Below are 12,395 nucleotides of genomic sequence, written 5' to 3'. Positions count from 1 at the left end.
TGGCCCGCGCCGTCTACCACAGGTTGACGGCCGAGATGCACGTCCTCGCAAGTGTGCCCGCCAATCTTCCGTCGGGTTATCATCGCGATCTGCAGTTGACCAAGGCGGCTGTGATGCAATCCGTTCTGACGACGGCCGACCTGATCGAAGCCTTCAAGAACGTTCTGCCCGGGATCGAATTTGACAGGGACAGGATGCGTCAGGCATGCGGGCCGGAACTACTCGCGACGGGCAGGGCCATGGAGATGGTGCGCGACGGAACGCCGTTCCGCGAAGCTTATCGGGCAGCGGCGAAAATGTCGGGCTTGCACGAACAGGTACCTGATGACGTGCTCAAGACGTATCTCGTCGACGGCTATCCGGGCCGGGCTGACGTAGCCGCGATTCGAAAGCGACGTCGCCCACTCGACAAGTGGATTCAGGAAGCCGGTGGGTCCGATACTCCTGGCTGATTGCCGGATTTATTGGCCGGGGGAGCACACGCCGCGCCGAGCGCTAGTCGATGACGATCTGGTCTGCATGCCGACTCGACACACGTGGGGTGCGCTCAGGATGTCCACCGACGTCGATTGGAGCACCGATCAGATTACCCCACTCGGTCCATGACCCATCGTAATTACGCACGCTCTCGTAACCCAGAAGCTCTTTGAGGACGAACCAGCTGTGGGATGAGCGCTCTCCGATCCGACAGTAGGTGATGATTTCGTCCTGCGCGTGAATACCTCGCGACTCATAAAGCCGCGAGATCTCGACGAGCGATTTGAAGGTCCCGTCCTCGTTGAGAACCTCGGACCACGGGATGTTTGACGCACCGGGAATGTGTCCGCCACGCTGCGCCGTTTCGTTGAGCCCCGGCGGTGCCAGGACAAGCCCCGCGAACTCGTCCGGAGTCCGAACGTCAACGAGCATACCGGTCGGGTTGTCAAGGTGCCGAAACACGTCAAGCTGAAGAGCGCGGAGGTGCACATTCTCTCGTGTAATGCGATAGATCTCCAGCGGGACTTCGGTTTGTTGCTTTGTCCACGGCTTTCCTTCAGTTTTCCATTTCTGACGACCGCCATCCATCAGTCGGATGGAGTCATGGCCGTAGTAGCGAAGAAGCCAGAACGCGTACGCCGCAAACCAGTTTTGATTGTCGCCGTATAGGACGACGGTTGTGCTACGAGTAATTCCCGATTTGCCGAGAAGAAGTTCGAGATCGTGTTTGCCGACAATGTCACGCCGGGTCTGATGCTGGAGCTGCGTTTGCCAGTTCCACGCGACGGCTCCCGGAATATGTCCGCTACCGAATGCGTCGGTGTTTTCGTCGACCTCGACGATCCGGAGATCAGGATCCTCGAGGTGTTCCAGGACCCAGGCTGTCGTGACGAGTGAAGGCGAAGATGACATAACTGAGCAAGTGGCGAATCGCGTACTTTTGGATTGTGCGTCTTGCGTCGTGGACGATGCACAGACATAGTAAACGTGATCCGGGAGATTAAGGTTCGAGGTTTCGTTTGTAGAAGGCGCAAACGAGGCGAAAGTGTCATCGCAGGATCGAATCGACCGTCATCGGACACGGAGCAACTTTGAATCGAAAATGAGGTACACTGACATCAGCAAACCACCTGTAGCCGATGGCTGACAAACAAGCTGAACGAACCCGCTCTGTCCCTGAAAACGGACGCACGGACCTGAGGCAGTCTCTGCGGCAGGATTTCGACGATTTCCGCAGCGGCCAGTTGACGCATTCTTTGAGACGGGATCTCGAAGATGTCTCGCAATTCTACCTGGACGATCCGACGCGCGACCGGCTGACCTCGATGGGTCAGTTCAAGAAGACCATCTTCATGAGTTGGGAAGTTCTGAAGAGCATGTTCTTCAAGCTGACTCCCGCGCGGCGTTTGATGCTTATTGTGGCGGTCTTCCTCGCGGTCGACGGAGCCGGCGAGTCTTCGGGGCAGGTGCTCGGGGGCTTCATGATCATGCTGTTCATTCTGATTCTCGAGCTCAAGGACAAGCTGCTCGCGCAGGATGAGCTTGCGGCGGGCCGCGCCGTGCAGCGGGCCTTGATGCCGGTGACGACTCCCGACGTAGGTGGTTGGGAAACATGGATTTACACCCGTCCCGCGAACGATGTGGGCGGGGACCTCGTGGATTATCTCGTGCTCGAGGACGGACGTACGGCTATCACGATTGGGGACGTAGCGGGGAAGGGTCTGGGCGCCGCGTTGATGATGGCGAAGTTGCAGGCGACGGTTCGCGCGGTCGCAACCGATTACGAGTCGCTGGCCGACATGGGTACGCGGGTCAACAGCATAATCAGACGGGATGGTCTTCCGAGCAAGTTTGCGTCACTCGTCTATTTGACGGTGGAGCCGGATTCGAATGTTGTGCGACTTCTCAATGCAGGGCATATGCCGCCTCTCGTATTTCAGCACGGAAGATCGACTGAGCTGACGTACAACTCGCCTGCGCTGGGAATCATGCAGGATCCGGTGTTTGAAGAGCAGCAGGTGACGCTGGAGAGCGGAGACTTTCTGATTGTGTTTTCAGACGGAGTGACGGAGGCGCGGGATGAATTTGGCTCATTCTTCGGGTCGACTCGCCTCGAGAAGTTATTGCCGTTATTGCAGCACATGACGGCTCATGAGATCGGGGAACGGATTGTGCGACGGGTTGAGGATTTTGTCGGTGAGGCAAGATGGACGGATGACCTGTCAATTGCGGTTATACGACGCACGAGTTGATCGGAACGCAGGGTCGTTCGCAAAGTCGGTCAGATACTGTCCAGTGCCTGCAAGAAGTCGTCCAGCAGATCCTCGGTCGACTCGATTCCGACAGATACCCGCATCAAGTGATCGGAGACACCACTCTGCCCCCTTTCTCCTGGGGTGAGCGCCGCGTGAGACGTAAGCGCCGGGCGAACGAGCAGTGTCTCGACGCCGCCCAGGCTCGGAGCCAGTATCGGGATCGTGAGGCTGTGCGTGAATTGGGATGTGGCGTCTGACCCGCCCCTCAGTTCGAAGCTCAGCATGCCTCCAAATCCGTCCAGATGCTTTACGGCATTCGCGTGGGACGGCGAGTGCGGAAGACCCGCATAATTGACTCGCTCGACGGCGGAATGCTGATCGAGTGCCGTCGCAAGCGCGAGAGCTGACGCACTCTGTCGCTGCATGCGGACGGCCAGCGTCTTGACACCCCGGTGGAGAAGGAAGCACGCATGCGGATCGAGGCTCCCGCCCAGCTGGACGATCTTCCCGCGGACCTCCTCGATAAGTCGGTCGCTCCCGATCACCGCGCCCGCGACCAGATCCGAGTGCCCGTTAAGGTATTTGGACGCACTGTGGATGGACAGGTCGAAACCCCACTGTCCCGGGCGAAAGTTAACCGGACTCGCAAAGGTATTGTCGATGAGCGACGTGAGGCCGTGATTGGCGGCGAAGCTGGCCAGTGCCGACAGATCACCGACCTGGATCAGGGGGTTAGAAATCGTCTCCACGTAGAGCGCGTTGGTGGCCGGTGTGAGGGCGGCGTCCCAGGTGTCGGGCTCATGGGGATTGATGAAGTCATACGTTACGCCGTACTCACGGAGAAAGGATGTAAGGAAGGCGTGCGTCCCGCCATAGAGCTGGTTCTGGGCGAGGATGTGGTCGCCCGGCGAGAGGGTAGAGAGCAGCGCAGCCGAGATGGCCGCCATGCCGCTGGCCGTAACGATCGCAGCTTCGGCGTCTTCGAGATCGGCCAGCTTGTTTTGGAGCGCCACCTGGCTCGGGTTGTTCGAAAGGCGAACGTAACGGAGATCGTCCTCCGGTCCGCCGTACTCGAACATGGCCGATTGAAAAATGGGCATGGTCACGCTGCCCTGGATTCTGGGCTCCGGCTCGCCAGAATGGATGAGTCGGGTGTCGATGGAGGTTCCCATGCGTATGCGCTTCAGGTTCATAGCAAGTTGAGGAGGCGCCTGATCGCAGGCGAGTCGGCCCCGTGAGATGGTCTCTGCCACCGGCGCCGTGGGCCTTTCTCGACGACGTAGACGATATATGTTGAAAATAGTCCGCCTGACTTTCTGAAAGAGAAACTGGCATCCGTCTTTTTAGGGGTGCACTTCTAGTCATGCACTTCAGACAGGGTGGACTAGATTCGGCCTGGGAACCGGATCTAGAACTTGAAGGCTCGGGTTTGGTGGAACCCGGGCCTTCTTCTTTTTTGGCCGTGAATCGAGGATAATTCGGTTCTGTCGGGAACAATGCTTGTTTAAACAAATATAGCGTTGTGGTATCTAAGTCATCCTGATTCACTCACCGGCAATCTCAACGTTTCGTATGACAGACGACGTACAGACCACACCCCGGCCGATCAAAATCGTTGGAATCGCAGGCAGCCTGAGGCGGCAGTCTCTGAATCGCGGCCTTCTGGCAGCAGCCCGTGAACTCGCTCCGGGTGGCATTGATCTGCAGATTCGCGACCTGGCCGACATCCCTATGTATAACGGTGATGTCGAAAAGAAGGGAATACCGGAGCCGGTCATCCGTTTAGCGGAGGCCATCGCGAACGCCGACGCCTTGCTCGTCGTGACACCAGAGTACAACGGCGGAATTCCCGGCGTGCTAAAAAACGCCCTCGACTGGGCGTCCCGCTCGAGCGTCGGATCACCGCTCCGCGGCAAGCCTGTCGGAATCATGGGCGTATCACCCGGCCGGTTCGCTACCGCACGCGCGCAGGAGCAACTCAAGCTGACGCTGCTGGCCACGAAGTCGAATATCTTTTCAGGCGCAGGAGTGGCGCTGGGACAGGCCGCCGACAAGTTCGAATCCGGCATCCTGGTGGACCCGGCAACGAGGGAATTTGTCGGATCGTACCTGGGACGCTTCGCGGAATGGATCCGGCAAGATCTTGAACACCAGCCTGTCGCAGACAAGCCAACGCAGACGGCTCCTATCGCGTAATGAACATTTCCGGCATCCATCATGTAACGGCCATCGCCGCCGATCCCCAGCGCAACGTTGATTTCTATGCCGGCGTCCTCGGACTCCGACTCGTGAAGCGGACGGTGAATTTCGACGACCCGGGGACGTATCACTTCTACTTTGGTGACGCTGTTGGCAGCCCCGGAACGATCATGACCTTTTTCCCGTGGCCCCGAGCGGTCGCCGGAAACAGCGGGAGCGGAATGGTCGGCGCGACGGCATTCTCGATCCCCCTCGACTCGACAGCGTACTGGATAGAACGACTGTCTGCGCACGGTTTTCCGCCGCGCCTGCTGAACGAGCGGAGCGGTCGCACGGCCGTGGCGGTTCAGGACCACGACGGCCTCGAATTGTTACTGGTTGCCGAAGATGATGATGCGAAAGCCGCGGCCTGGGGTGACGGTCCCGTTCCCGCCGACCACGCAATCCGCTCGTTTCACGGTGTGACGCTGCGAGTAGCGGATCCGGAGCTGTCGGGCAGGTTCTTGGTGGATGTGTTTGGAATGAGCGAAATACCCACTGAAGGGCCACGGCTGAGATTTACCGCACCGGGAGACTTTCCCGGTCGCATTATTGAGATTGAACCGTCTGACGACGCTGGCCGGGGTGGTCGCGGCACCATCCATCACGTCGCGTTTCGGGCTCGATCCGATGAAGAGCAGTCAAGATGGAGAGACAGGCTGTCCGAGGCGGGCCATTCAGTGACGCCGGTTCTCGATCGACAGTATTTCCGCTCCATCTACTTCCGCGAGCCGGGCGGCGTCCTGTTCGAGATCGCCACCGATGCGCCCGGGTTTGATCACGATGAAGAGGTTGAGTCGCTCGGGACCGCGTTGAAGCTTCCGGCATGGCTCGAGCCGCGCCGCACCGCGATCGAGGAGATCCTCCCCCCAATCGAAGAGAAGTCCTATGTCTGAGGAATCTCCCGACCGGACGGTGATCGGGCCCCACGCCGGTCAGCCCGTGCTCCGAGCCGGTCGCCTGGTCGATGCAGATCGGGCACTTATTCTTGTTCACGGACGCTACGCAACGGCACAGAGCATGCTGCCACTTGTCGACGTGCTGAAGCTGGACGGATGGCTGACGGTTGCTCCGCAGGCCGACGGAGGTACGTGGTATCCCGAATCATTTCTCGCTCCGATTGAGCAGAACGAACCGTACCTGAGTTCAGCGCTCGATCTGCTGGATGCCGTGGTCGAGTCGATCATCGAAGAGTCTATCGACCCGGCCGCCATTGCGCTGCTTGGTTTTTCACAGGGAGCCTGTCTCGCGCTCGAGTACGCCGCCCGCAGTTCGCGTCGGCTCGGTGGTGTTGTCGGGCTGAGCGGCGGCCTTATCGGACCACCCGGAACGCAATTCGACTACGCCGGTGGGCGTGATTCGCTGCGCGTCTTTCTGGGCTGCAGTGACGTCGATCCGCATATCCCCGTCGAGCGGGTACGGGAAACAGAGCGCGTGTTCCGGTCGCTGGGCGCAGACGTAACCGCCGAGATCTACACGGGCATGGGCCATACAATCGTTGCCGCTGAACTCGAGCAGACAGGACGTCTGCTGGCCTCAATCGGGTCAGCCAGGACCCAGGGAAAGGACCCTTTGTGATCTAAGATTTCCCGGCTTGCTACAGCCCGAGCTGATCTCGTAATACGTTGTCGCCCGGCCTGTTGCGCGTCCAGTAGTCGAGGAGAATCCTCTCCTTCATCGTCGCGCGCGTGACCAGTTCGTCGCCCGCGGCGCTGCGACCGCCCGACTCTTCCCAGTACTCGATTTCGAACGGAAAGGCGGCCCGATATCTAATCAGCAGTTCGCGGGGAATGCCGTCATACGTCAGGCGGAATTCCATCAGGTCTGACTCCCCATTGACCCGACCGACACTCGCTGACGCCGATTGCGGTTTCCATTCGCTGTGCGAGAAGCGCAAGTAGGACGCTGCCGGCATGACGCGGATCGCTCCCGTCGGCAGGTCGGTCGGATTCAGGCGGACAATATTCCAGAGTTCGTCTTCCAGAACGGTCTCGGCGATTTGCTCGTCCGCGTCACCTTCGTCTTCGAAGTAGCTGTAGTGACGCGCTCGATAGCCGTCGGCCGTGCGATTCAGCTGTGCGAATGTCTGGCCGCACCATTCCTGTATTGACGCGGTCAATTTGAGCGTGTGAGGATCCCTGTCGCGGTTCACCGGAGTGAACACGGACGTCATGATCGAATACGGATAAATGCCGGTGTTGAATTTGCGCGTCGCGTTGAGCTTCAAGACCGTGACGGCGTCCCTGTCGCCGTTGCCCTGATCATCCAGCTTCACCTGCCGGCTGCGAGACAGATCTTCGGTTACGAATATGTTGACGGCGGTTCCGGGGTGCATCGCGCCGTAGCGCGACTGCTCGAGGTCGTAGCTGGTGATTTCTGCCAGACCCTGATACCAGTAGTCCCCGAACTTCGCATCAATCGGACTGGCAGTCAATCGAACCGGGCCCTCCACGACCGCTTCCGGTCCGGGAGACACGCAGGCCGCAACATTGACTGCGATCGCGAGTGTCAGGATGGATTGAAAGATTCGACGCATCGGACGACAGGTGACCGTTTCAGTGAAAGGTGAGCGCTGCATGAACGCTGTCCAGCCACGAATGTTACGCACGTTGAGAGCCGTCGCTGCCGGGCGATGGCCTCGCGCGGCGCGCCGTCTGGATACGGTTTGTGCTCTTGCGCTGGGTCTATCTGTCTTGTTCGGAGTCGCACCATCGAGTGCGCAGACATCACCGGGCCTTGTCTCGATATCGGAGTTGGATTCGACGATCGTGCTGGACATTCGCTACGCGTCGAACGACAACTTCGTCGGTACGCGCATCGACGGCTACGAGGACCCGGTCTGTTTGTTGTCGGCGCCGGCCGCAAGGGCGCTCGTCGAAGCGAATCGGATTCTGGCCGGCATGGGATTTCGTCTCGGCGTGTTCGACTGCTATCGACCGCAGCGCGGAGTTGATCACTTTGTGCGTTGGTCCCGCTACGCACTCGACCAGAAGATGAAAGGCGTCTACTATCCGAATGTCGACAAGAAGCTGTTGTTCGAACTCGGCTACATTGCGTCACGGTCGGGTCACAGCCGCGCCAGTACAGCCGATGTCGGAATGTTGGTCTCGGCAGATTCTTCCGCCGATGGACCGCTTGAGTGGGTCGATATGGGCACGCCGTTTGACTACTTCGACCCATTATCTCACACCGACGCTCCCGGGCTTAGTCGGGAGCAACGTTACCACCGCGACATCCTGAGAGATGCCATGCGAGAGGCAGGCTTTCGGAACTACGCGAAAGAGTGGTGGCACTATACGCTGATCGACGAGCCGTATCGCGACCAGTATTTCGACGTCGTGGTTAAGGTCCCGCGGGACTGACCGTACAGCGTAGGCGTGACTGGACCCCTGCGGATCGCGATCATGTACAAGGCAGGGCGACCTGCGTGTACGTATCCTGCCCTCATTATCTTACCGGGGCCATCCCAATTCGCTCACAGGTGATTCCCTTGTCGCGATACAGCCTGCTACTTCTATTGTCCGCCCTCTCGCTTCCCGTTGTCGCACAACAGGTCCAGATCACGAATGTTGATGCACGGTCTGCCATATCGCTGGATGGGGACTGGTCGTCCATAATCGATCCCTATGAGAACGGCTACTACAACTACCGATACGAGCCTCACGCCAACGGCTATTTCCGAAATCAGAAGCCGCAGTCACCTTCGGATCTGGTCGAATATGACTTCGACACGAGCCCTGTCCTGGCGGTGCCGGGTGACTGGAACTCCCAGCGTCCGGAGCTGCTCCTCTACGAGGGCACGATCTGGTACAAGCGATCTTTCGGATATGATCTGCCTGCGAAGCGTCGCGCGTTTTTGCACTTCGGTGGAGCGAACTACGAGGCACGCGTATATCTGAACGGTAACGAACTTGGTGTCCATTCGGGAGGCTTTACGCCTTTCGCCTACGAAGTGACGGACCGCCTTCGAGGAGAGTCCAACGACCTCGTCGTCAAAGTCGACAACAGGCGCAGACGCGACGGTGTCCCGACCGTGAATACCGACTGGTGGAACTATGGCGGGCTTACGCGAAAGGTTCGGGTGATTGAGGTTCCGGATACGTTCATCCGCGACTATGTAGTGCAGTTGGCACCCGCCCAGCCGGACCGTGTGACTGGATGGGTACAGCTTGACGGCCCGGATGCGAAGCAGACCGTGACGGTCCGCATACCGACTGCGGATGTGGAGCACGAGGTGCAGACGGACGCCGATGGTTATGCGTCTTTCAGTTTTTCGGCCGATCTGCGACGGTGGTCGCCCGACGATCCTCACCTTTACGAGGTGGTTGTTGAATCGCGAACCGACCGGGTCATTGATCAGATCGGATTCAGAACCGTGACGACGAGAGGATCGCAGGTACTGCTCAACGGGGAGCCGATCTTCATGCGTGGAATCTCAATTCACGAAGAAGCTCCTTTGCGGGGCGGACGCGCGCATCATGTCGAAGACGCGCGGACGCTGCTGGGCTGGGCCCGCGAACTTGGGTGCAACTTCGTGCGGCTCGCCCACTATCCGCACAACGAGACCATGGTCAGGGAGGCTGACCGTATGGGCCTCCTTGTGTGGTCGGAAATCCCTGTGTACTGGACGATCCTATGGGATAACCCGGAGACATTTGCGCTTGCCATGCGCCAACTCGAGGAGATGATCGCCCGAGACAGGAATCGCGCCTCGGTAGTGATCTGGTCGGTGGCAAACGAGACGCCCCGAACACCATCCCGACTCACGTTTCTCAACCGTCTTATCGATCGCGCTCGAGAGCTCGACGGGACACGGCTGATTTCCGCGGCGACAGAGCTGTCGTATGACGCAGACCGCGTAATCGTGGATGATCCCCTTGCAGCATCGCTCGACGTCATCGGAGCCAACGAGTATGTCGGCTGGTACAGTCGACGGGTCGAGGACATCGGGCAACTGAAGTGGGAGAGTGAGTTTGAAAAACCGTTGATCATGAGTGAGTTTGGCGGCGGTGCCAAGTATGGATTGCACGGAGACGCCGGTACGCGGTGGACGGAGGAGTATCAGGCCGAGCTCTACAGACAGCAGGTCGGCATGCTGGAGCGGATTCCGTTTCTCGCGGGCATGAGTCCGTGGATCCTCATGGACTTCAGGTCGCCACGGCGGCCGCTGCCGGGTGTCCAGGACTTTTGGAACCGAAAGGGTCTCCTCTCGGAGCGCGGCGATCGCAAGCTGGCGTTCTATGTACTGCAGGGTTTCTATCGGGATCTACAGGTGCGAGATCATTTGCGTCGCTAGTTTGTGGCGCGATGTTCAATCACGTTCATGCGAAATGCGCGCTTGCGGTCACGATCGATACTCCGAGAAATCGAATCCAATTCGCGTTGCGTTGTTCGATACGACATTCGCCATTCATACGTTGGAGCGACGCGCTGTTTTTAACTGACCCGACTGAAACGGTAGACCGCTATGCGGACGCGCAGGCTTGGCTTTACTGACCTTGAACTGACTACGGTGGGACTCGGCACGTGGGCCATTGGCGGTCCATGGGATTTCGGCTGGGGCCCACAGGACGACGCAGAATCGGTCGCGACGATTCATCGCGCTCTCGATCTCGGGATCAACTGGATGGACACGGCACCGGCCTATGGCCTTGGGCATTCAGAAGAGATTGTAGGAAAGGCGATTAGAGGCAGACGTGATGACGTCATTGTGGCGACGAAGTGCGGTCTGGTGTGGGATAATCCATCGACACGTTCCGTTGAAAGCCGGCTGAAGGCGGCGAGTGTGAGGAAGGAGGCGGAGGCGAGTCTGCGGAGATTGCAGGTCGACGTAATCGACTTGTATCAGATTCACTGGCCGAATCCCGAGGTCGATCTGGAGGAGGCATGGGAGGAAATCGCTCGGCTGGTCGAGGAGGGCAAGGTGCGCTACGCAGGCGTGTCGAACTTTTCGATCGAGCAGATTGAGAGGGCTCGCAGAATACATCCGGTTGCGTCGCTTCAGCCACCGTACAGCATGGTGCAGCGGAGTGTGGAGAGGGATCTGCTGGATTATTGCCTGGAGAACGAGATCGGTGTTGTGGTCTACAGTCCTATGCAGGCCGGATTGCTCACAGGAAAGTTCTCGCGGGATTTGTTTGCGGCACTTCCTGAGGACGACTGGCGTCGCAAGAATTCCCAGTTTCAGGATCCCGACTTCGGCGCGACGCTCGCACTCGTCGATCGATTGCGGCCTGTTGCAGAGCGTGCAGGAAGGTCGCTGGCCGAGTTGGCGATCGCGTGGGTGCTGAGGAGACCTGCGGTGACGGCAGCGATCGTCGGCGCGCGGCGACCGGACCAGATAGAGCAAACGTCTAACGCCGGCAACTGGCAGTTGACCTCGGCTCAGGTCGATACGATCGAGGAACTCCTTGCGACGCGCGAGGCCGGGATCGGCTCCTGACTTTCGCTTGATCGGAGATCTATTGTCGCGTCAGTGCGACGTGTTCGAGCAGCAGCTCGCCGTCAGTCGATCGGATCTGTCCAAGTATTCCTTCAGGGCGCACCGTTCCCAGGTAAGCGAACTTGGCCTTGCCGCTCTGTCCGTCGAGTATCGTCAGCTTGACGTACTCTGACGTCAGCGTACCGGTAACGGCATCGTAGCTTGTGATCTCGTCTTCGGTGCTCGCGCATGAGGTGCTGGACATGGAATGAATTCCCACCCCGAAAATCCGACCGTCGGACTCCTTCAGACTCAGCGTGAAGTCGCCGATGGAATACGCGCAACTGTTCCAGTCAAGATCGCTCACTGCGCTACTTTCGGAGGCCGTCGATGCCCACTCGCCGTCCAGATTCACTGCCACGAACGGCTCCGCTTCCCCGTTATCTTCTCGGGCCTTTCCGCCCGGGCTCATTAACTCGTCGAGCGTGAAGGCGACGTGGTCTGACGGTTCCTCCTCCGTCGCAGGGGTATCAACGCTGTGATACTGTCTTATGAGCGCGGGATCCGTAGTGGCGTCCTTGGTCTGGTTCATCACCTGATACCAGTCACCGACCGTGGATGCCAGGACAAGTCCCACTCCCGTCGCGATTACGACTCCGGAAAGGATGCGGGCCGTCCGTCGCTTGCGGGCGTGGGGATGATTGGGGTCAGACAAATGCACTAATTCGTCGGCTCACCTGTGGTGGCGGAATAGGCTACATGCGGGCGGGTTCATGAATATTTATCGAACGCAAACCGGACTTGATAAGGGCTGAACGCGCCCTGATAGCGATTTTGGACGTCGATCTTGATCTTTCTCTACTTTCCTGACACTGTAACACACTGTGCAGCAGTGAGATATCTTACCCGCGCAGCGATCCGTGTGGGGGCCCGGAATTCCAGGAAGAATACATTGCCTGACGCTCCTGACACCCTGACAACCCATCATGCCGGCCGACGGGCTG

At 59.0% G+C, this 12,395-nt stretch carries 12 protein-coding genes; 8 read left to right on the top strand and 4 right to left on the bottom strand.

What is annotated here, in order from left to right:
- Positions 1-35 precede the first annotated feature (35 nt).
- Positions 36-452 carry a hypothetical protein gene (locus HKN37_13150; GenBank protein NNE47594.1) on the top strand — a complete coding sequence of 139 codons (417 nt, stop codon included), beginning with the start codon at positions 36-38 and terminating at the stop codon, positions 450-452.
- 43 nt (positions 453-495) lie between these two features.
- On the opposite strand, the gene HKN37_13145 is transcribed toward HKN37_13150, so the two are convergent.
- Positions 496-1,389, bottom strand: coding sequence for a sulfurtransferase (locus HKN37_13145; protein NNE47593.1), 894 nt, complete (start codon positions 1,387-1,389; stop codon positions 496-498).
- A 227-nt stretch (positions 1,390-1,616) separates the two neighbouring features.
- Between HKN37_13145 and HKN37_13140 the strand changes: the two genes are divergently transcribed.
- The gene (locus tag HKN37_13140; GenBank protein NNE47592.1) at positions 1,617-2,729 is read left to right on the top strand and encodes a serine/threonine-protein phosphatase; all 1,113 of its coding nucleotides are present in this window, start codon (positions 1,617-1,619) and stop codon (positions 2,727-2,729) included.
- 29 nt (positions 2,730-2,758) lie between these two features.
- Here HKN37_13140 and HKN37_13135 read toward each other — a convergent pair whose 3' ends face one another.
- Positions 2,759-3,904, bottom strand: a complete 1,146-nt coding sequence (locus HKN37_13135; GenBank protein NNE47591.1) for an aminotransferase class I/II-fold pyridoxal phosphate-dependent enzyme — start codon at positions 3,902-3,904, stop codon at positions 2,759-2,761.
- Positions 3,905-4,304: 400 nt separating this feature from the next.
- On the opposite strand from HKN37_13135, the gene HKN37_13130 reads away from it, so the two are divergent.
- Genes HKN37_13130 through HKN37_13120 form a run of 3 tightly spaced genes read left to right on the top strand, consistent with a single transcriptional unit; the run spans position 4,305 to position 6,548 of the window.
- Positions 4,305-4,928, top strand: a complete 624-nt coding sequence (locus tag HKN37_13130) for an NAD(P)H-dependent oxidoreductase (protein NNE47590.1) — start codon at positions 4,305-4,307, stop codon at positions 4,926-4,928.
- The gene (locus HKN37_13125; protein NNE47589.1) at positions 4,928-5,866 is read left to right on the top strand and encodes a ring-cleaving dioxygenase; all 939 of its coding nucleotides are present in this window, start codon (positions 4,928-4,930) and stop codon (positions 5,864-5,866) included. The genes HKN37_13130 and HKN37_13125 overlap by 1 nt, the downstream gene beginning before the upstream one ends.
- Positions 5,859-6,548 carry a phospholipase gene (locus HKN37_13120; GenBank protein NNE47588.1) on the top strand — a complete coding sequence of 230 codons (690 nt, stop codon included), beginning with the start codon at positions 5,859-5,861 and terminating at the stop codon, positions 6,546-6,548. Before HKN37_13125 ends, HKN37_13120 begins: the two co-directional genes overlap by 8 nt.
- Positions 6,549-6,567: 19 nt before the next feature.
- Here HKN37_13120 and HKN37_13115 read toward each other — a convergent pair whose 3' ends face one another.
- Positions 6,568-7,506 carry a hypothetical protein gene (locus tag HKN37_13115; protein ID NNE47587.1) on the bottom strand — a complete coding sequence of 313 codons (939 nt, stop codon included), beginning with the start codon at positions 7,504-7,506 and terminating at the stop codon, positions 6,568-6,570.
- A gap of 61 nt (positions 7,507-7,567) precedes the next feature.
- Here HKN37_13115 and HKN37_13110 point away from each other — a divergent pair, with 61 nt between their 5' ends.
- The 3 genes from HKN37_13110 to HKN37_13100 all read left to right on the top strand — a co-directional run bounded on the left by HKN37_13110 (position 7,568) and on the right by HKN37_13100 (position 11,412).
- Positions 7,568-8,332 (top strand): M15 family metallopeptidase, encoded by a 765-nt coding sequence (locus tag HKN37_13110; GenBank protein NNE47586.1) that lies wholly within the window; start codon positions 7,568-7,570, stop codon positions 8,330-8,332.
- A gap of 128 nt (positions 8,333-8,460) precedes the next feature.
- A complete protein-coding gene (locus tag HKN37_13105; protein NNE47585.1) occupies positions 8,461-10,266 on the top strand; it encodes a beta-glucuronidase in 1,806 nt (601 codons plus the stop codon).
- A gap of 171 nt (positions 10,267-10,437) precedes the next feature.
- Complete coding sequence (locus HKN37_13100) at positions 10,438-11,412, top strand: aldo/keto reductase (GenBank protein ID NNE47584.1); 975 nt, start codon at positions 10,438-10,440, stop codon at positions 11,410-11,412.
- Positions 11,413-11,431: 19 nt separating this feature from the next.
- On the opposite strand, the gene HKN37_13095 is transcribed toward HKN37_13100, so the two are convergent.
- Positions 11,432-12,106: a hypothetical protein gene (locus HKN37_13095; protein ID NNE47583.1), complete on the bottom strand. Its 675-nt coding sequence runs from the start codon at positions 12,104-12,106 to the stop codon at positions 11,432-11,434.
- Positions 12,107-12,395: the final 289 nt, after the last annotated feature.

The sequence above is a fragment of the Rhodothermales bacterium genome (genome assembly GCA_013002345.1).
Classification (GTDB): Bacteria; Bacteroidota; Rhodothermia; order Rhodothermales; family JABDKH01; genus JABDKH01.
This window is presented reverse-complemented; position numbering and strand designations above follow the sequence as displayed.

What these genes read in the sequence shown, in the direction of transcription:
- HKN37_13125 (NNE47589.1), top strand. Translation starts at nt 4,928, where the DNA reads ATGAACATTTCCGGCATCCATCATGTAACGGCCATCGCCGCCGATCCC.
- HKN37_13100 (NNE47584.1), top strand. Translation starts at nt 10,438, where the DNA reads ATGCGGACGCGCAGGCTTGGCTTTACTGACCTTGAACTGACTACGGTG.
- HKN37_13130 (NNE47590.1), top strand. Translation starts at nt 4,305, where the DNA reads ATGACAGACGACGTACAGACCACACCCCGGCCGATCAAAATCGTTGGA.
- HKN37_13145 (NNE47593.1), bottom strand. Translation starts at nt 1,389, where the DNA reads ATGTCATCTTCGCCTTCACTCGTCACGACAGCCTGGGTCCTGGAACAC.
- HKN37_13135 (NNE47591.1), bottom strand. Translation starts at nt 3,904, where the DNA reads ATGGGAACCTCCATCGACACCCGACTCATCCATTCTGGCGAGCCGGAG.
- HKN37_13110 (NNE47586.1), top strand. Translation starts at nt 7,568, where the DNA reads ATGTTACGCACGTTGAGAGCCGTCGCTGCCGGGCGATGGCCTCGCGCG.
- HKN37_13115 (NNE47587.1), bottom strand. Translation starts at nt 7,506, where the DNA reads ATGCGTCGAATCTTTCAATCCATCCTGACACTCGCGATCGCAGTCAAT.
- HKN37_13140 (NNE47592.1), top strand. Translation starts at nt 1,617, where the DNA reads ATGGCTGACAAACAAGCTGAACGAACCCGCTCTGTCCCTGAAAACGGA.
- HKN37_13150 (NNE47594.1), top strand. Translation starts at nt 36, where the DNA reads ATGCACGTCCTCGCAAGTGTGCCCGCCAATCTTCCGTCGGGTTATCAT.
- HKN37_13120 (NNE47588.1), top strand. Translation starts at nt 5,859, where the DNA reads ATGTCTGAGGAATCTCCCGACCGGACGGTGATCGGGCCCCACGCCGGT.